An 18,821-nucleotide genomic window follows, 5' to 3' on the forward strand; every position below is an offset into this window, starting at 1 on the left:
CGTGCCGCCCGGCGCAACAATTTGCCGACAGCCTGTCGGAATCCGGCCCCGCCCGGATCCGCCGGACACGGCCCGGGGTCCTCCGTTCGGATCAGGCCGGATCCGGGAGCGGGGCCCGGCGTCGCGCGTCGCGGGGCATGGGAGGAAGCCGACGCGGGTCGTCGGTGACCGACGACGACACGGCGGGGCGCGGCACCGGGCACCGCGAGCCCGGCATGATCCGGACAAGAGGCCCTAGAACTCGCGCAGCCCCGCCCAGCGCGCGCCGATCCCGATCAGCGTCACCTCGCGCCGCTCGTCGTCCGTGTCGCCGACCGCGCGGTCGATCACCACCTGGAGCCGGTCCTCGGACAGCTCCTCGACCTTGCCGTCGCCCCACTCCACGACCACCACCGACTCCGGCAGCGACACGTCGAGGTCCAGGTCCTCCATCTCGTCGAGCCCGCCGCCCAGGCGGTACGCGTCCACGTGCACCAGGGCCGGGCCGCCGGTCAGCGAGGGGTGGACACGGGCGATCACGAAGGTGGGGGAGGTGACCGCGCCGCGCACGCCGAGGCCCTCACCGAGGCCCCGGGTCAGCGTCGTCTTCCCGGCGCCCAGCTCTCCGGTGAGCATCACGAGGTCGCCGGGGAGCAGGATCCCGGCGAGCCGGCGGCCGAGCGCCTGCATCTGCTCGGGGGACTCGACGGCCAGGTTCAGGGTGACGGCGTCGGACGCGGCGCCCTCGGCGAGCTCAGTCGCCGGGCTGTTGTGCGGTGCTTCCATGTCCGCCAACGTTAGCCGTTGCCGGCACGGCACCGACGCGTACCAGCAGGTCCGCCAGCCGGTCCGTGACCGTCTCGGGGTGCTCCAGCATCACCAGGTGGCCGGCGTCCGGGACGATGACCAGCTCCGCGTCCGGGAGCTGGTCCGCGATGGTCTCGCTGTGCGAGCTGGGCGTCACCAGGTCCTTGTCGCCCGCCAGGATCAGCACCGGGGCGGCCCGGAAGGCGGGCAGCGCGCCGCTCTTGTCGTGCTCGGTGAAGGCCGGGTAGAACTCGGCGACCACGTCGATCGGGGTGGACTCGATGAGCCGCTCGGCGAACCGTTCGACCGCCGGATCGACGTCCCGCGAACCGAACGAGTACCGCTTGATCAGCCCGGCGAACAGATCGGCGGTCGCCCGGCGGCCCCGTTCCACCAGCTCGGCCTGGGAGCCGAGCGCCCTGAGCACCCCGGGCAGCACCCGGCGCACCGCGTTCACGCCCGCGACCGGCAGTCCGAAGTCGACCTCGCCGAGCTTCCCGCTCGACGTGCCGACGAAGGCGACGGCGGCGACCCGGTCCCGGATCAGCGCGGGGAACTGGTCGGCCAGCGCCATCATCGTCATGCCGCCCATCGAGTGCCCCACGAGCACCAGCCGCCCCTCGGGGGCGGCCGCTTCGATCACGGCCATCAGATCGCGGCCGAGCTGGTCGATGCCGACGGGGACGCCCTGCGCCTGGGCCCGGCCCCGCTCGGAGCGGCCGTGGCTGCGCTGGTCCCAGTGGACGGTGCGGACCAGGCCGCGCAGCGCCGCCCGCTGGAAGTGCCAGGAGTCCTGGCTGAGGCAGTAGCCGTGGCTGAAGACGACGGTGACCGGTGCGGGGGCCTTGCGGCCGAAGAGCCTGCGGCGGCGGGTGCCGGTGCCCGTGGCGGCATGGGAGCCGGTGCCGCTGCCGCCGTCGGCGGTGTCCGTGCCGCCGTCCGGTTCGACCTCGTCGACCTCGTAGTACAGCTCGGTGCCGTCGTCCGCCGCGGCCCGGCCCGGCAGCCCGCGCAGCGAGCCGTACGGCCCGGTGGCGTCCAGCGCCAGCCTGGCCCGTCTGCGCATGCCCCGGCCGACGGTGAGCCGCTCGACCGCGACACCGGCCGCCGCCCCCGCCGCGATCACGCCTATGGCGGCGCCGGCGAGACCTGCCCGGCGCCAGCCGACCGCCGCAGCAGCCGTCGTCACAGCGTCCCCCGCACCGATCTCGCTCACCGTGCCGCGCTCCTCGTCGGTCGTATCCGTCAGGTCAGGGCCGGTCCGTCCCGGTCGTGATCCGATCGTGCCTGGTCAGCGGCGATCGATCGGTCAGGACTCGGCCGGGGTGGCGTGCAGATGCAGGCGCGGTACGCGGGCGCCGATCCGGGTGACGATCTCGTACGCGATCGTGTCGGCGGCCTGCGCCCAGTCCTCGGCGGTCGGCTCGCCCCGGTCCCCCGGGCCGAAGAGCACCGCCTCGCTGCCCACCTCGATCCGGTCGCCGCCGAGATCGACGACGAACTGGTCCATGGCCACCCGGCCGGCGATCCGCCGGACGACGCCGCCGACCAGGACCGGCGCCCGGCCGGAGGCGTGGCGCGGGATGCCGTCCGCGTAGCCGACCGGCACCAGGCCCAGCGTGGTCTCGGCGGAGGTCGTGTAGTGGTGGCCGTAGCTGATCCCGTGACCGGCCGGCACCTGCTTGACCAGGGCGACCGACGCGACCAGCCGCATGACCGGGCGGAGCCCGAAGTCGGCCGGGGTGCCCAGCTCGGGGCTGGGCGAGATGCCGTACATCGCGATCCCGGTCCGCACCAGGTCGAAGTGGGCCTCGGGGATCGTCAGCGTCGCCGGGGAGTTCGCCATGTGGCGCACCTCGGGCTCGACGCCCGCCTTCTCGGCGTGCTCCACCATGTCCCGGAACACGGCCAGCTGGGCGGCGATGGAGGGGTGGCCGGGCTCGTCGGCGCAGGCGAAGTGGGACCACAGGCCGGTGATCCGGACGGTGCCCCCGGCCTCGGCGGCACGGGCGGCGGCGACCAGCTCCGGCCAGTCGGCGGGCTGGCAGCCGTTGCGCCCGAGGCCGGTGTCGGCCTTGAGCTGGATCCGGGCCGGGACGCCCGCCTCCGCGGCCGCGGCGACCACCTCGCGCAGCGCCCACATCCCGCTCACCGACACATCGATGTCGGCCTCGATCGCCTCGCGCCAGGGACCGCCCGGGGTCCACAGCCAGCACATCACCCGGCCGCCGAGTCCGGCGGCCCGCAGGGCGAGCGCCTCCTGCGGGGTCGCGGTGCCCAGCCAGGTCGCCCCGGCCTCCAGCGCGGCGCGGGCGCAGGGCACCGCCCCGTGCCCGTAAGCGTCGGACTTGACGACGGCCATGAGTTGCGCGCCCGCCGCCCGCGCGCGCAGCACACGCACGTTGGCGCGCAGCGCGTCGAGGTCGATCTCGGCACGGGCTCTCAAGGACGCTGTCTCGTTCATCGCGCCCAGTCTCTCAGAGGTGCCCGGCAGGGCCCTCGGGCGGCAGGTCACCCGGCCGTCCCTCAGTGGTCGCGCAGCTCGTGTTCCAGATGGTCGACGATGACCGGGACATGGCTGTGGGGTACGTCCTTGACCGCCGTGATCAGCGTCACCGGGCCGCCCTCCCGGACGAGTTCGACCAGTTCCCGCACGGCCGCCGTGTGGACGGGGTCGGTCAGTTCGGCGCGGTAGCGGTCGACGAACTCGTCGTAGCGGATGGCGGTGCGGTCCTCGTGGTACCAGTCACGGAGCTCGTTCGACGGGGTGATGTCCTTGAGCCACTTGTCGATCGCGGCCCTCTCCTTGGACTCGCCGCGCGGCCAGAGCCGGTCGACCAGGACGCGGGTGCCGTCGGCGTCCTCCTTCGGCTCGTACACCCGGCGTACGCGTACGTCGCTGCTGCTGCCCACGGTCGGCCCTCCTGTCGGCTGCGGTCGGTGCCGGCTGCACCCAGGATCACTCAGGCCCGTACGTCCCGCCACGCCGCACCGATCGCCTCCGCGACGTCCTGCGCGGCGACGGGCGCGCCGTCGGAGGCGTGCCGGGCGGCGAGTCCGTGCAGATGGGCACCGGCCGACGCGGCGTCGCGCGGGGCGAGGCCCGCGGCGAGCAGGGAGCCGGTCAGCCCGGACAGGACATCGCCGCTGCCGGCCGTGGCCAGCCAGGAGGTGCCGGTCGGATTGACCCGTACGGGGGTGTCCGGGTCGTCGGTGGCGATCAGGGTCGTCGACCCCTTGAGCAGCACGGTGGCCCGGTAGCGGGCGGCCAGCTCCCGTACGGCGGCGAGCCGCCCCGCCTCGACCTCCTCGCGCGGCACGCCGAGCAGCGCGGCGGCCTCACCGGCGTGCGGGGTCAGGACGGTCGGCGCGGTGCGCTCGCGCAGGACACCGGCGTCCAGCAGGCGCAGCCCGTCCGCGTCCACGAGCACCGCGACCTCTGCCGCCAGCACGTCGCGGACCGCCTCGGCGGCCTCCGCTCCGTCACCGAGTCCGGGCCCGACGACCCACGCCTGCACCCGCCCCGCCTTCGACGGCGGCCCCGCGTGGACCAGCGTCTCCGGATGGCGGGCGATCACCGCTCCGGCGCCCGGACCGACGTACCGCACGGCCCCCGCGCCGCCCCGCAGCGCCCCGGAGACGGCCAGCACCGCCGCCCCCGGGTAGCGCGCGGACCCGGCGACGATGCCGACGACCCCGCGCCGGTACTTGTCGCTCTCCGCGCCGGGGACCGGCAGCAGCGCGGCGACGTCCGCGTACTGGAGCACCTCCAGCTCGGGCACGGCGGGAAGCTCGGGTCCGAGCCCGATGTCGACGAGGTGCAGCGCGCCCGCCCGTTCGGCGGCCGGGTCGATGAGCAGGCCCGGCTTGTACGTGCCGAAGGTGACGGTCGCGTCGGCGCGCACCGCCTCGCCGAGCACCTCGCCGGTGTCGGCCTCGACCCCGCTGGGCAGGTCGACGGCGATCAGCGGCGCGCCGGTCGCCGCGAAGGCCCGCACCAGCTCGGCGGCGTCCGGCCGCAGCCCGCCGCGGCCGCCGATGCCGGTGATCCCGTCCACGACGAGGTCGATGTGGCCGCCCCAGGCATCCGTGCCCCGCGCCCCCTCCGCGACCCGCCCGCCGGCCGCGAGCAGGGCCGCCAGGCCGCCCGGGTGGGCGCGGCCGGGCGCGGTGAGCACGGCGCGCACTCCGGCGCCGCGACGGGCGAGCCGGGCGCCCGCGTACAGCGCGTCGCCCCCGTTGTCGCCGCTGCCGACGAGGAGGACGACCCGTGAGCCGTAGACCCGGCCGCGCCGCCGCAGCACGTCGGCACAGGCCGCCGCGAGTCCGGCGGCGGCGCGCTGCATCAGCGCGCCCTCGGGGAGCCGGGCCATCAGGGCCCGTTCGGCGGCCCGTACGGTCTGGACGCTGTAGGCGTTACGCATGTGCTCAACCCTCCGCGATCACCACGGCCGACGCCACCCCCGCGTCATGGCTGAGCGACACGTGCCAGTGCCGTACGCCCAGCTCGGCGGCGCGGGCGGCGACGGTGCCGGCGACCCGCAGCCGGGGCTGCCCGCTGTCCTCGACGTACACCTCGGCGTCCGTCCAGAGCAGTCCGGCGGGCGCGCCGAGCGCCTTCGCGAGGGCCTCCTTGGCGGCGAACCTGGCGGCGAGCGAGGCGATGCCCCGCCGCTCACCGCTGGGCAGCAGCAACTCCCGTTCCACGAAGAGCCGTTCGGCCATCTGCGGCGTACGCTCCAGCGCCGCGTCGAACCGTTCGATCTCGGCCACGTCGATCCCGACCCCGATGATCACGCGCGTCCCCTCATCCCTCGCTACTCCACGGTCACGGACTTCGCCAGATTGCGTGGCTGGTCCACATCGTTGCCGCGGGCCGTGGCCAGTTCGCAGGCGAAGACCTGGAGCGGCACCGTCGACACCAGCGGCTGGAGCAGCGTAGGCGTAATGGGGATCCGGATCAGGTGGTCGGCGTACGGGACGACCGCCTCGTCGCCCTCTTCGGCGATGACGACGGTACGGGCGCCGCGGGCCCTGATCTCCTGGATGTTCGACACGATCTTGTCGTGCAGCAGCGACCGGCCGCGCGGCGACGGGACCACCACGACGACCGGGACGCCGTCCTCGATGAGCGCGATCGGGCCGTGCTTGAGCTCACCGGCGGCGAAGCCCTCGGCGTGCATGTACGCGAGCTCCTTGAGCTTCAACGCGCCTTCCAGGGCCACGGGGTAGCCGACGTGGCGGCCCAGGAAGAGCACGGTGTCGTGACCGGCGAGGGAGCGGGCGAGTTCGCGCACCGGCTCCATGGTCTCCAGGACCTGTTCGACCGCGCCGGAGATCTCGGAGAGCTGGCGGATGACGGTGCGGATCTCGTCGCCCCACTTCGTGCCCCTGATCTGCCCGAGGTACAGGGCGACGAGGTAGCAGGCGACCAGCTGGGTGAGGAAGGCCTTGGTGGAGGCGACGGCGACCTCGGGACCGGCGTGCGTGTAGAGCACGGCGTCGGACTCCCGGGGGATGGTGGAGCCGTTCGTGTTGCAGATGGCGAGGACCTTGGCGCCCTGTTCGCGGGCGTGCCGCAGGGCCATCAGGGTGTCCATCGTCTCGCCGGACTGCGAGATCGCGACGACCAGGGTGCGGTGGTCGAGGATCGGGTCGCGGTAGCGGAACTCGCTGGCCAGCTCGGTCTCGCAGGGGATGCGGGTCCAGTGCTCGATGGCGTACTTGGCGATCATCCCGGAGTGGAACGCGGTGCCGCAGGCGACGATGACGACCTTGTCGACCTCCCGCAGCTCGTGCGGCGGGATGCGGACCTCGTCGAGGCGGAGCGAGCCCGCGCCGTCGATCCGTCCGAGGAGGGTGTCGGCGACGGCCTTCGGCTGCTCGGCGATCTCCTTGAGCATGAAGTAGTCGTGGCCGCCCTTCTCGGCGGCGGAGACGTCCCAGTCCACGTGGTACTTGCGGACCTCGGCGGGCCGTCCGTCGAAGTCGGTGACGGTGACGCCCTCCCTTCGCAGCTCGACCACCTGGTCCTGGCCCAGTTCGATCGCGGAGCGGGTGTGCGCGATGAACGCGGCGACGTCGGAGGCCAGGAACGACTCGGTCTCCCCCACCCCCACCACGAGCGGTGAGTTGCGCCGGGCTCCGACCACCGTGCCGGGCGCGTCCGCGTGCACGGCGACGAGAGTGAAGGCGCCCTCCAGCCGGCGGCAGACCTGCCGCATCGCCTCCGCCGGGTCGGCGCAGGAGGAGAACGCCTCGGCGAGCAGATGGGCGACGACCTCGGTGTCGGTCTCGGAGGCCAGGTCGTGGCCGCGCTCGTCGAGTTCGGCGCGCAGCGCGGCGAAGTTCTCGATGATCCCGTTGTGCACGACGGCGACCCGGCCCGCGTTGTCCAGGTGCGGGTGGGCGTTGGCGTCGGTGGGGGCGCCGTGGGTGGCCCAGCGGGTGTGCCCGATCCCGGTGGTCCCGGCCGGGAGAGGTGTCTCGGCCAGCGCCTTCTCCAGATTGACGAGCTTGCCGGCCCGCTTCGCCGCGGCCAGGCCGCCGTCCGCGAGGACCGCGATGCCCGCCGAGTCGTAACCCCGGTACTCAAGGCGCTTGAGCCCCGCGACGACGACGTCCTGCGCCGACTGCCCACCGACGTAACCGACGATTCCGCACATACCGTTCCCTTCTTGGCCAATCCCCCTTCTTCTCCGCATCGTCGCAGAAGGCGAACAGGGCGGCGGGGAGGACGGCGTGGTGCGTGCGGCGGGCGGCCGGGCCCGGGGCCCGGCCGCCCGATGGGGGCCAGCAGGCCCTGTCTCCGGCCCGTACCCGTTCCTGCGCTCGACAGCCCGCGGGAGAGGCACGGGGGCCGGCGAAGGGGCGGGGCGGCGTGACGGATCCGGGCACCCGCACCGCTCCGCCTACCCTGTGAACCTTTCCGGCCCCTGCGGGGAACAAGGGGTGACCCGCCCACCGGACAAGCCCCAGGAGCCGATGTGACCGGACCGCCGGCCAGCCCCGACGACGATGCCGAGGTCATCGCGCAGTCGCTGGAGGAACCCGAGATCTTCGCCGGGCTCTACGACCGTCACGCCCCGGACATCCACCGCTATGCCGCCCGCCGCCTCGGGGAGGGCGCGGCGGACGACATCACGGCGGACACCTTCCTCATCGCCTTCCGCACCCGGCGCCGCTTCGACCGCTCCCGGCGCAGCGCCCGCCCCTGGCTGTACGGGATCGCGGCGAACCTCATCGGCAAGCACCGGCGCAGCGAGGAGCGCGGGCTGCGGGCCCTGGCCCGTACCGGGCAGGACCCGGTGGCCGCGTCCTGGAGCGACCGTTGCGACGACCGGATCGCCGCCCGGGCACCGCTGGCGGCGGCGCTCGCCGCGCTCTCCCCCGGCGACCGCCATGTACTGCTGCTCGTCGCCTGGGCCGATCTCGGGTACCAGGAGGTCGCCCAGGCACTGGGCATCCCGCTCGGCACCGTACGGTCCCGGCTCAATCGCGCCCGCCGCAGGGTCCGCGCGGCCCTCAGCACCGACCCCTCGTTCACTCCCGACGCCATGGAGCTGAGCCCGTCATGGACGAAATGACCGAGCTGCGCGGGCTCCGCGCCGGCGCACCCGTTCCGGACCGCGCGACGCTCGCCCCCGGCCGGCGGCGGCTCACCGAGGCCGCGGCCCCGGGCCGCCGGGTCCGCCGGCTGCGCGCCGGCCGGCGGCTCGCCGTGGTCGGCGCGGCCGCGGCGATCACCGTCGCGGCGGTGCTCGGCACCCGGCTCGGGGACGCCGCCGCACCCTCCCGCTCCGCCCCCGCGTCGACCACCAGAACCCTGCGGCTGGACAGCCCGGCCGAGGTGCTGAACCGGGCCGCCGACGCACTGGAGAAGCAGTCGGCCGGACCGGAGCCGCGCGACGACCAGTGGATCTACACCAGGACCGCGCAGGTGGCCTCGCAGGGCAACGGGAACGGCTCGTCCCTCGGCCCCGTCACGTACGACGCCGACTGGGTGCCGTACGACAACGCGGCCGCGGCCGCGAAGGGCAAGGACTCCGACTACCGCACCGCCCGCGAGGTCCACCGGGCCGCGAACGCGCTGCCCGACGACCCGGCGCGGCTGCTGGCGAAACTCCGCTCCCTCTACCCGACCGGTCACACGGCCGGGAACCCGCCCGAGCGCGAGGCGCAGCACAGCTTCCGCGCGATCGGGCTGATGGCCGAGGCGTACCCGATCGCCCCGGCCGCCCTCGCCCGGATCTACCGGGCCATGGCCACCGTCCCCGGTGTGCGCGTCACCGGCCACCTGGTGAAGGACGCGGCCGGGCGCGAGGCCATCGCCATCACCCGGAAGGAGGACGACCGGCGCGAACAGCGGGAGATCCTGCTCGACCCGCACGACTTCGGCTACCTCGGGACGCGTGCCGTGGTCACCGAGGACCACACGTACAAGCTCGCCGTCGACGGGGCCAAGGGCCCGGTGTTCAGGTTCGAGAAGGGGCAGATCCTGACGAGCGACGCCCGGGTCGAGGCCGCCGTCGTCGACGCCGAGGGCGAGAAGCCCTGATCCCTGCGGGGCCGTGGACCGGGGTCGGTGTCCGCCGCGGGGGGAGGGCGGACACCGGACCCGCCGACGGCGGCGCACGGCCCCGGGTGCACCATGACGTCGCCACCGGCCGGCGCCGATTCCGCCCCACCCCACGTGACCGAGCCCACCCCCCACTGCGGCAGAACTCCCGCGACAATGAACCCGTGATCACTTCGCCGCCACGGAGCACCCACCGACGCGCCGAGCACGCGGCGACGCCGTACGTCGATCTGTCCCGCGCCGAGTGGAGCGCGCTGCGCGACAAGACTCCGCTGCCGCTGACCGCCGACGAGGTGGAGCGGCTGCGCGGACTCGGGGACGTCATCGACCTCGACGAGGTGCGGGACGTCTACCTGCCGCTCTCCCGGCTCCTCAACCTCTACGTCCAGGCCACCTCGGGCCTGCGCGGCGCCCTGAACACCTTCCTCGGGGACGCGGGCAACGGCCACGGCGCACAGCGCGGCACGCCGTTCGTCATAGGCGTCGCGGGCAGTGTCGCGGTCGGCAAGTCCACCACCGCGCGCATCCTCCAGGCCCTGCTGGCCCGGTGGCCCGAGCATCCGCGCGTCGAGCTGGTGACCACGGACGGGTTCCTGCTGCCGATGAAGGAGCTCCGGGCCCGCGGGCTGATGTCGCGCAAGGGGTTCCCCGAGTCGTACGACCGGCGCGCCCTGACCCGGTTCGTCGCCGACATCAAGGCCGGCAAGGACGAGGTGACCGCACCCGTCTACTCACACCTGATCTACGACATCGTGCCGGACCAGCGGCTCACCGTGGCCCGCCCCGACATCCTGATCGTCGAGGGGCTGAACGTGCTCCAGCCCGCGATGCCCGGCAGCGACGGCCGGACCAGGGTCGGTCTCGCCGACTACTTCGACTTCAGCGTGTACGTGGACGCGCGCACCGAGGACATCGAGACCTGGTACCTCAACCGCTTCCGCAAGCTGCGCGACACCGCGTTCCAGGACCCGTCCTCGTACTTCCGCAAGTACACCCAGGTCTCCGAGGAAGAGGCCATGGAGTACGCGGCGACGATGTGGCGGACCATCAACAAGCCCAATCTGGTGGAGAACGTCGCACCCACCCGGGGCCGTGCCACCCTGGTGCTGCGCAAGGGCCCGGACCACAAGGTCCAGCGGCTGTCCCTGCGCAAGCTCTGAGCCTGCGAGCCCTCCGGGAGTCCCCACGTGCTGCATCTGCGCCTGATCGTCCCCGCCGACCGTACGGACGAGGTGCTGCACCTGGTGGACAACACCCTCGGCACGACACATCTCGTCGTGCTGACCGGAGCCGCCCGCGACCCGGCGGGCGACATGATCCTGTGCGACGTGGCCCGTGAGGCGGGCGACGGGCTGATCTCCGCGCTGCGCCGCCTCGGGATCGACAAGTCCGGTTCGATCACCGTCGAGAACATGGACCTGACGCTCTCCGCGCACGCCGACCGGGCCGAGGAGGCCGCGCCGGGCGAGGGCGCGGACGCGGTGCTGTGGGAGGAGCTGACGGAGGCCACCCACGAGGAGTCGACGTTCAGCGTCACGTACGTGGCGTTCCTCACCGTCGCGACGATGCTCGCCGCCTGCGGTGTGATGCTCGACAACGCGATCCTGATCGTGGGCGCGATGGCGGTCGGCCCGGAGTTCGGCCCGCTGGCCGGGATCTCCACGGCTCTGGTGCAGCGCGCGCCACGGCTGGCGCTGCGTTCCCTGTACGCGCTGATCGGCGGCTTCGCCGCGGCGATGGTGCTGACGGCCGGGTTCGCCTGGCTGATGGACGCCTCCGGGCTGTTCACCCGCTCGATGATCGAGGCCGACCGCCCCAACACGGCGTTCATCTGGAAGCCGGACGCGATGTCGTTCGTGGTGGCGTTCCTGGCCGGGATCGCCGGGACGCTCTCGCTCACCTCGGCGAAGTCCGGGGCGCTGATCGGCGTCGCCATCTCGGTGACGACCGTGCCGGCCGCGGCCAACGCGGCGGTGGCGTTCAGCTACAGCGACTACCACCAGATGTCCGGCTCCACGGCCCAGCTGCTGGCGAACCTGGGCGGAATCGTGGTCGCGGGAACGCTGACCCTGCTGGTCCAGAAGGCCCTGTGGGCCGCCCACCGCCGCCGGACGGCCCTCGCCACGGACCCGTCCGGCGGCTGACCCCGCGACGCCGCAGGCATCGGCCGGACGCCCTCTAGCCCAGCGCGGACTTCACCACATCGGCCAGCCGCTCGGCGATCGCCCGGGCCTGCTCGATGTCGGCCGCCTCGACCATGACCCGCACCAGCGGCTCGGTGCCCGACTTGCGCAGCAGTACGCGTCCGGTGGAGCCCAGCTCGCGCTCGGCCTCGGCCACGGCTGCGGCGACCTCCGGGGAGGTCGCGACCCGGGACTTGTCGACGTCGCGGACGTTGATCAGCAGCTGCGGCAGCCGCTGCATGACCCCGGCCAGATCGGCGAGCGTACGGCCGGTGGCGGCGACCCGGGCCGCCAGCAGCAGGCCGGTCAGCGTGCCGTCGCCGGTCGTGGCGTGGTCCAGGACGATGACGTGGCCGGACTGCTCGCCGCCCAGCGCGTAGCCCTCGGCCTTCATCGACTCCAGTACGTAGCGGTCGCCGACGGCGGTCTGGACGAGCTGGATGCCCTCCCGCTCCATCGCGATCTTGAAGCCGAGGTTGGACATGACGGTGCCGACCACGGTGTCCTTGCGCAGCTGTCCGGCCTCGCGCATGGCGAGGGCCAGGACGGCCAGGATCTGGTCGCCGTCGACCTCCTCGCCGTTGGCGTCCACGGCCAGGCAGCGGTCGGCGTCGCCGTCGTGCGCGATACCGAAGTGGGCGCCGTGCTCGACGACGGCAGCCTTCAGCGGCTCCAGGTGGGTGGAACCGCAGCCGTCGTTGATGTTCAGGCCGTTCGGGTCCGCGCCGATCGTGACGACCTCGGCGCCGGCCCGCGCGAACGCCTCGGGCGACACCCGGGAGGCCGCGCCGTGCGCCTCGTCGAGCACGACCTTCAGCCCGTCGAGCCGGTTCGGCAGGACCGCGACGAGGTGGGCCACGTAACGGTCGAAGCCCTCCGCGTACTCGGTGACGCGCCCCACACCGGCACCGGTCGGGCGCTCCCACGGCTCGCCGGAGCGGTGCTGCTGGTAGATCGACTCGATGCGGTCCTCCAGCTCGTCGGAGAGCTTGTGACCGCCGCGCGCGATGAACTTGACACCGTTGTCCGGCATCGAGTTGTGGCTCGCGGAGAGCATCACACCGAGGTCGGCGCCCAGCGCACCGGTGAGATACGCCACCGCCGGGGTGGGCAGCACACCGACCCGCAGCACATCCACGCCGGCGCTGGCGAGACCGGCCACGACGGCGGCCTCCAGGAACTCTCCGGACGCGCGTGGGTCACGGCCCACCACGGCTGTCGGCCGGGCCCCGTCGAGGGTGCTCCCCTCGGCGAGTACATGCGCCGCCGCGACCGAGAGACCGAGCGCCAGCTCGGCCGTCAGATCCGCATTGGCGACACCGCGCACACCGTCCGTGCCGAAGAGTCGTCCCACTGGTGTCCTCCGAAGATGCTCCGAAACCGCACAACCAAATCAACCAAAGCAAAGCAACACCGCAACAGAATGCGCGGAACACCGCGCACGGACCGCCGGGCAACACAAAGCCGTCACAAACAAGCCTATGAACGTCTTATGCCGTTATACGCCTGAGGGTGCCGATAAACGAACGCCCCGGCAGCACGAGAAGTGCCGCCGGGGCGAACGTGTAAAGCGGATGAGCAGGCGGTTTAGCGCTTGCTGTACTGCGGGGCCTTGCGGGCCTTCTTGAGACCGGCCTTCTTGCGCTCGACCGCACGGTCGTCACGGGAGAGGAAGCCGGCCTTCTTCAGCGGGGCGCGGTTGTTGTCCACGTCCGCCTCGTTCAGCGCACGGGCCACGCCGAGACGCAGGGCGCCGGCCTGACCCGAGACGCCGCCACCCGAGATGCGGGCGATGACGTCGTAGCGGTTGTCGAGCTCAAGCACCTTGAAGGGCTCGTTGACTTCCTGCTGGTGCACCTTGTTGGGGAAGTAGTCCTCAAGGGTGCGACCGTTGATCTTCCACTTGCCGGTGCCCGGAACGATCCGGACGCGGGCGATGGCGTTCTTCCGACGGCCAAGGCCGGCGGCGGGCTGCGGGTCGCCGAAGCGGGACGCCAGCGACTCGCTGGTGTACTCGCCCTCGACGGGAACCTCGGACTCGAAGGTGGTCACCTCGGCGAAGACCTCTTCGCCCTCGGTGCCCTCGATGGGGTTCTCAACAGTGGTCTCGGCCACGATTCTCCTCAGATCTTTCTTTTGGTCTTAGGGGGAGGCCGGAACTACTGCGCGACCTGGGTGATCTCGAACGGGACCGGCTGCTGCGCAGCGTGCGGGTGCTGGTCGCCCGCGTAGACCTTGAGCTTCGAGAGCATCTGACGGCCCAGGCTGTTCTTGGGGATCATGCCCTTGATGGCCTTCTCGACGGCCTTCTCGGGGCTCTTGGCGAGCAGCTCGTCGTAACGGACGGAGCGCAGACCACCCGGGAACCCGGAGTGGCGGTACGCCATCTTCTGGGTCTTCTTGTTGCCGGAGAGGTGAACCTTCTCGGCGTTGATGATGATGACGAAGTCGCCCATGTCCATGTGGGGGGCGTAGATCGCCTTGTGCTTGCCGCGGAGGAGGTTCGCAGCCGTGGTGGCAAGACGGCCCAGGACGATGTCCTGCGCGTCAATGATGTGCCACTGGCGCGTCACATCGCCGGGCTTGGGGCTGTACGTACGCACTTCGTAGCCTTCGCTTCTTCAGTGGATGGGGTCCAGACACATGGCACCTCTGAAGCGATCATGCAGCTGGGGCTCACAATGCCGGGGACGCTGCCCGTATGCGAGCCACTGGTAACTGCTCCAGAGAACCTACGTAAGGGCCCTACGCGTGAGAACGACGAAGCCAATACGCATAACAATCGACGAGACTACCCGCCCCGCCCCGGACGGGTCAAAACGCGTGGCCCCGGGCGGGCGGCAGCGGGGTTCCCCGGCCCGGCCGGCCCCGCTGCCGGGGGTTTCGTCCTCGATCGCCGGACGGGCCGGCCGGTGCGGGATCCCGGCCGGGGAGCCGCCGCGTCACCGGGCCCGTTCCACCCGCCGCTCGTCCCACACCGGCTCCGCCGTCTCCCGTACGACTCCGTCGGAACCGAACACCAGGTAGCGGTCGAAGGACTTCGCGAACCAGCGGTCGTGCGTGACGGCCAGCACGGTCCCCTCGTAGGCTTCCAGGCCGTCCTGGAGGGCCTCCGCCGACTCCAGGTCCAGGTTGTCCGTCGGCTCGTCGAGCAGCAGCGCGGTCGTGCCGGCCAGCTCCAGAAGGAGGATCTGGAACCGTGCCTGCTGGCCGCCGGACAGCTTCTCGAAGGGCTGGTCGCCCTGCCGTTCCAGCTCGTAGCGGCGCAGCACGGACATCGCCCCGCCGCGGTCCTTGGCGTGCTCGGTCCACAGGATCTCGACGAGGGTGTGCCCGAGCAGCTCGGGGTGGGCGTGGGTCTGTGCGAAGTGGCCCGGTACGACCCGGGCCCCGAGCTTCCACTCCCCGGTGTGCGCGACCTGCTCGCCCGCCAGGAGCCGCAGGAAGTGCGACTTGCCCGATCCGTTCGAGCCGAGGACGGCGACCCGTTCCCCGTAGAAGACCTCCAGGTCGAACGGCTTCATCAGGCCGGACAGCTCAAGGTTCTTGCAGGTCACCGCGCGCACCCCGGTCCGGCCGCCGCGCAGCCGCATCTTGATGTCCTGCTCGCGCGGCGGCTCCGGCGGCGGGCCCGCGTCCTCGAACTTCTTGAAGCGGGTCTGCATCGCCCGGTAGCGGGAGGCCATGTCGGGGCTGATCGCCGCCTGCTGCCGCAGCCGGTGGACCAGCGCCTTCAGCCGGGCGTGCTCCTCCTCCCAGCGCCGCAGCAGCTCCTCGAACCGGGCGAACCGGTCCTTGCGCGCCTGGTGGTACGTGTCGAAGCCGGCGCCGTGCACCCACACGTCGCTGCCCGCCGGGCTCGGCTCCACGCTGACGATCTTCTCGGCGGCCCTGGAGAGCAGCTCGCGGTCGTGCGAGACGAACAGGACCGTCTTGCGGGTCTCCTTGAGCCGGTCCTCCAGCCATCGCTTGCCGGGCACGTCGAGATAGTTGTCCGGCTCGTCGAGCAGCAGCACCTCGTCGGGCCCGCGCAGCAGCGCCTCCAGCACCAGCCGCTTCTGCTCACCGCCGGAGAGTGTGCGCACCTCGCGCCACTGCGCCTTCTCGTACGGGACGCCGAGCGCGGCCATGGTGCACATGTCCCAGACGGTCTCGGCCTCGTACCCGCGCGCCTCCGCCCAGTCGCTCAGGGCCTGCGCGTACTTCATCTGCGCGGCCTCGTCGTCGACGGTGAGGATCAGCTCCTCGGCCCGGTCGACCGCGAGGGCCGCCTCCCTGATGCGCGGCTGGGAGACGGAGACGAGCAGATCCCGGACCGTGCGTTCGTCCCGCACCGAGCCCACGAACTGCTGCATCACGCCGAGCCCGCCGCTCACCGAGACGGAGCCGCCGTGCGGCTGGAGGTCCCCGGCGAGCAGCCTGAGCAGCGTCGTCTTGCCGGCCCCGTTGGCCCCCACCAGGGCGACCACGGCCCCGTCCGCCACCCGGAACGAAGCATCGCCGAGCAGCACCCGCCCGTCCGGTAGGTAGTACTCCAGGTGGCCCGCTTCAAGATGTCCCATACACAGCATTGTCACGGCCCGCGAAGCCCTGGCCCAACCGGTTTACGTCTCCTCTAGGATCGCGGCATGAGCTTTGGGCAAGGGGAGCCCTCATGGGGGCCCGGGGGCGCACAGACTCCGGACTGGGCAGCGCTGGCCGACGAGTCCGCCGCGCGCAAGCGACGCAAGAGGTGGCTGCTGATCGGCGGCGGCGTGCTCGCCACCGCGGCGATCGGCGCGATCGTGGCCACCGCCGTCATCTCGGCCAACAAGCACAACAGCCCGACCGGCTCCGGCAAGAACGCCGGCGAGCTGCCCGCGCCGAGCGACCTGCCGAGCGAGACCGCCGAGCCCGAACCGTCCTTCTCCTCGGTGGCGCCGCCGCCCCCGCCGAACCCGAAGGACTACATCTCCGACGCGAAGAAGGACCGGGCGCCGATCACCGTCGACACCTTCTTCCCCGGCAAGAAGCTGACGATGGGCGACCGCGTCTACGCCAAGGGCGCGACGCAGCAGACCAAGCACTGCGCCGCGACCACGAAGGGCGCGCTCGGCACGGTCCTCGTGAACAACGGCTGCGACCAGGTGATCCGGGCCACCTACAGCAAGGACGGCGTCGCCGTCACCGTCGGCCTCGCGGTCTTCCCGTCGGAGGCCCAGGCCAAGAAGGCGGCCCGGCAGGCGAGCGGCAGCATCGCCACGCTGAGCGGCTCGGGCGTGCCGGCCTTCTGCCCCGCCGGTTCGGTCTGCCGCCGCACCGCCAACTCCTACGGCCGTTACGCCTACTTCGCCATCAGCGGGTTCACCAACGGCAAGAGCGTCACCACGGCCGACAAGAACGTCTACACCACCGGCAACGACCTGACGAACTTCACGTTCCGGCAGATCCACCGCCGCGGCGAGCTCCAGGCCTCGGCGGCCGCCACCGCCCCCGCCGCCTGACCCGGGCCGGGGATCCCGTCCGCCTTCCGTTCCTCCTCACCCCTCCCCGCGTACCGCGCCACGGCGCGGCCGCCTGCGCCGCCCTGCCGCCGGACCGGGCCGTGGCCGTCGACGCCCCGGACACCGCGCTCCGCACCGGGGCCCCGCGGTGACGTCGTCGACGCCTGCGAACTCACCTGTGTAGGGTCTGCGGGTCCGAAGTGACGGACTTGTGTGCGGCTGAAAGCGTGGGGTGGGATGGCGGTCAAGGTCACGGTGGTGGTCCCGACGTACAACTCGGGAAGCCACATCGAAGCACTGGTCGATTCGTTGCTGCGGCAGACGCTGCCCGCGGACGAGTTCGAGGTGCTCTTCGTCGACGACGGTTCGACCGACGACACCCCCGCGCGGCTGGAGGCCCTGGTCGGCGAGCACGACCACTTCCGGATGACCCGCATCCCGAACTCGGGATGGCCGGGCAGGCCCCGCAACGTCGGCGTCGATCAGGCCGACGGTGAGTACGTGCAGTTCGCCGACCACGACGACCGCTTGGCGCCCGAAGCACTTGAGCGGCTCTGCGCCATGGGGCAGCGCAACGGTTCCGACATCGTCATCGGGAAGGTCGCGAGCAACTTCCGCAGCCGCGGGGTTCCCTACGGCCTGATGAGCCGGACCCGTGAGTCCTGCACCGTCTGGAACGCGCCGCTGATCGACAGCCTGACGCCGCACAAGATGTTCCGCACCGCGTTCCTGCGCGAGCACGGCATCGTGCACCCGGAAGGTCCCTGGATCCTGGAGGACCAGCTCTTCATGGTCCGCTCCTACCTCAAGGCGTCCGTCGTCTCGGTGGTGGGCGACTACGTCACGTACTCGTACTGGGCGCGGGAGGACGAGGAGAACGCCGGCACCGCGCTCATGGACCCGCGCTGGTACTACGGAAATCTGCGCCAGATCATGGCGACCGTGGTCGCGGGCACCGGGCCGGGTGCCGATCGCGACCGCCTTCTCCGCCGTTTCTACCGGGTGGAGATGCTGTCCAGGCTCGGCGTACCGGCCCGTGGCGCTCTCATGGACCCCCGGTTCGACGGCGACCCGTTCGAGGCGGTACGCGAACTGGCCGAGGAATTCGTCACCGACGGAATGCACGACGGTCTGTCCCCGCTCCTGCGGGTCCGTTCCACACTGCTGCGGCAGAACCGGCCGGGGGAACTGGAGGAGTTCACCCTCCGCCAGACGGACCTCAGGGCCCGGTGCACAGCGGAGTCCGCGACCTGGAACCGCGACCGGCTCAAGGTCGCGTTCACCGCGCGCTTCGAGGAGAGCCCCGGCGGCTCGGGGCTCGTCCTCTCCCGCGACGGCGACCGGCACTTCCTCGCGCCGTATCTGACGGACGGCATCGTCGACGAACCCATCGACGTGACACGCGAGTTGAAGACCTTCAAGGTCGATGTTCTGCTGCGCCACACGGAGACCGCGCATGTGTGGGTCCTCCCGCACCGGACGTCCCTCGTCCTTGAGGAGGAGGTCGGCGCCGACGGCCGCACGCTCGTACGCCCCCTCGTCACCGGGACCGTGACGATCGACCCGCGGCACGCGGCGGGTGGCGGACCGCTCGGGGAGGGCCGGTGGCAGGTCCAGGTCCGGCTGTCCGGAGCCGGGCTCGACCGGTACGCGGAACTCGGCGAGGCCACCCCGGCCGCCGGCCTCCAGGTCCCCGCCCCGCAGATCCTCGCCGGCCACAGGATCTCCCCCGCCCACACCGACACCGGCCTCACCCTCGTCGTACACGCCACCGACGACACCCCCGCGCCC

Annotated in this window: 17 protein-coding genes; 6 read left to right on the forward strand and 11 right to left on the reverse strand. The window is 72.3% G+C overall.

The features are described 5' to 3' along the window. Nucleotides 1-234: 234 nt before the first annotated feature. The 7 genes from tsaE to glmS all read right to left on the reverse strand — a co-directional run bounded on the left by tsaE (nt 235) and on the right by glmS (nt 7,451). Nucleotides 235-765, reverse strand: a complete 531-nt coding sequence (gene tsaE, locus AADR41_RS17760) for a tRNA (adenosine(37)-N6)-threonylcarbamoyltransferase complex ATPase subunit type 1 TsaE (protein ID WP_342282380.1) — start codon at nt 763-765, stop codon at nt 235-237. Beyond that, nucleotides 734-2,002 (reverse strand): alpha/beta fold hydrolase, encoded by a 1,269-nt coding sequence (locus AADR41_RS17765; RefSeq protein WP_342282381.1) that lies wholly within the window; start codon nt 2,000-2,002, stop codon nt 734-736. Before AADR41_RS17765 ends, tsaE begins: the two co-directional genes overlap by 32 nt. A gap of 93 nt (nt 2,003-2,095) precedes the next feature. After that, a complete protein-coding gene (gene alr, locus AADR41_RS17770) occupies nt 2,096-3,250 on the reverse strand; it encodes an alanine racemase (RefSeq protein ID WP_342282382.1) in 1,155 nt (384 codons plus the stop codon). Nucleotides 3,251-3,312: 62 nt separating this feature from the next. Beyond that, nucleotides 3,313-3,699, reverse strand: a complete 387-nt coding sequence (locus tag AADR41_RS17775) for a DUF488 domain-containing protein (RefSeq protein ID WP_342282383.1) — start codon at nt 3,697-3,699, stop codon at nt 3,313-3,315. Nucleotides 3,700-3,749: 50 nt separating this feature from the next. After that, a complete protein-coding gene (locus tag AADR41_RS17780; RefSeq protein ID WP_342282384.1) occupies nt 3,750-5,210 on the reverse strand; it encodes an NAD(P)H-hydrate dehydratase in 1,461 nt (486 codons plus the stop codon). 4 nt (nt 5,211-5,214) lie between these two features. Then, nucleotides 5,215-5,583, reverse strand: coding sequence for a holo-ACP synthase (locus AADR41_RS17785; protein WP_342282385.1), 369 nt, complete (start codon nt 5,581-5,583; stop codon nt 5,215-5,217). A 20-nt stretch (nt 5,584-5,603) separates the two neighbouring features. Continuing rightward, entirely contained in the window at nt 5,604-7,451 is a 1,848-nt protein-coding gene (gene glmS / locus AADR41_RS17790; protein WP_342282386.1) for a glutamine--fructose-6-phosphate transaminase (isomerizing), read from the reverse strand. Nucleotides 7,452-7,772: 321 nt separating this feature from the next. Here glmS and AADR41_RS17795 point away from each other — a divergent pair, with 321 nt between their 5' ends. The 4 genes from AADR41_RS17795 to AADR41_RS17810 all read left to right on the forward strand — a co-directional run bounded on the left by AADR41_RS17795 (nt 7,773) and on the right by AADR41_RS17810 (nt 11,508). Then, nucleotides 7,773-8,372, forward strand: coding sequence for an RNA polymerase sigma factor (locus AADR41_RS17795; protein WP_342282387.1), 600 nt, complete (start codon nt 7,773-7,775; stop codon nt 8,370-8,372). Further along, the gene (locus tag AADR41_RS17800; protein ID WP_342282388.1) at nt 8,360-9,343 is read left to right on the forward strand and encodes a CU044_5270 family protein; all 984 of its coding nucleotides are present in this window, start codon (nt 8,360-8,362) and stop codon (nt 9,341-9,343) included. The genes AADR41_RS17795 and AADR41_RS17800 overlap by 13 nt, the downstream gene beginning before the upstream one ends. A 185-nt stretch (nt 9,344-9,528) precedes the next feature. Further along, nucleotides 9,529-10,524 (forward strand): type I pantothenate kinase, encoded by a 996-nt coding sequence (gene coaA, locus AADR41_RS17805; protein WP_342282389.1) that lies wholly within the window; start codon nt 9,529-9,531, stop codon nt 10,522-10,524. 27 nt (nt 10,525-10,551) lie between these two features. Continuing rightward, on the forward strand, nt 10,552-11,508 hold the full coding sequence (locus tag AADR41_RS17810; RefSeq protein WP_342282390.1) for a DUF389 domain-containing protein: 957 nt from the start codon (nt 10,552-10,554) through the stop codon (nt 11,506-11,508). Between the two features lie 34 nt (nt 11,509-11,542). On the opposite strand, the gene glmM is transcribed toward AADR41_RS17810, so the two are convergent. The 4 genes from glmM to AADR41_RS17830 form a co-directional block, all read right to left on the reverse strand. Then, nucleotides 11,543-12,901, reverse strand: coding sequence for a phosphoglucosamine mutase (glmM, locus tag AADR41_RS17815; protein ID WP_342282391.1), 1,359 nt, complete (start codon nt 12,899-12,901; stop codon nt 11,543-11,545). Between the two features lie 233 nt (nt 12,902-13,134). Then, nucleotides 13,135-13,662, reverse strand: coding sequence for a 30S ribosomal protein S9 (rpsI, locus tag AADR41_RS17820; RefSeq protein WP_030979658.1), 528 nt, complete (start codon nt 13,660-13,662; stop codon nt 13,135-13,137). Nucleotides 13,663-13,706: 44 nt separating this feature from the next. Continuing rightward, nucleotides 13,707-14,150 (reverse strand): 50S ribosomal protein L13, encoded by a 444-nt coding sequence (rplM, locus tag AADR41_RS17825; protein WP_072486702.1) that lies wholly within the window; start codon nt 14,148-14,150, stop codon nt 13,707-13,709. A 339-nt stretch (nt 14,151-14,489) separates the two neighbouring features. Further along, nucleotides 14,490-16,118, reverse strand: coding sequence for an ABC-F family ATP-binding cassette domain-containing protein (locus AADR41_RS17830; RefSeq protein ID WP_342282397.1), 1,629 nt, complete (start codon nt 16,116-16,118; stop codon nt 14,490-14,492). 57 nt (nt 16,119-16,175) lie between these two features. Here AADR41_RS17830 and AADR41_RS17835 point away from each other — a divergent pair, with 57 nt between their 5' ends. Further along, complete coding sequence (locus AADR41_RS17835; RefSeq protein WP_342282392.1) at nt 16,176-17,030, forward strand: hypothetical protein; 855 nt, start codon at nt 16,176-16,178, stop codon at nt 17,028-17,030. 237 nt (nt 17,031-17,267) lie between these two features. Continuing rightward, nucleotides 17,268-18,821, forward strand: a 1,554-nt coding sequence (locus AADR41_RS17840) for a glycosyltransferase family 2 protein (protein ID WP_342282393.1), incomplete at its 3' end; no start/stop codon positions are given.

Source organism: Streptomyces sp. CLV115 (assembly GCF_038448545.1).
GTDB classification, from domain to species: domain Bacteria; phylum Actinomycetota; class Actinomycetes; order Streptomycetales; family Streptomycetaceae; genus Streptomyces; species Streptomyces sanglieri.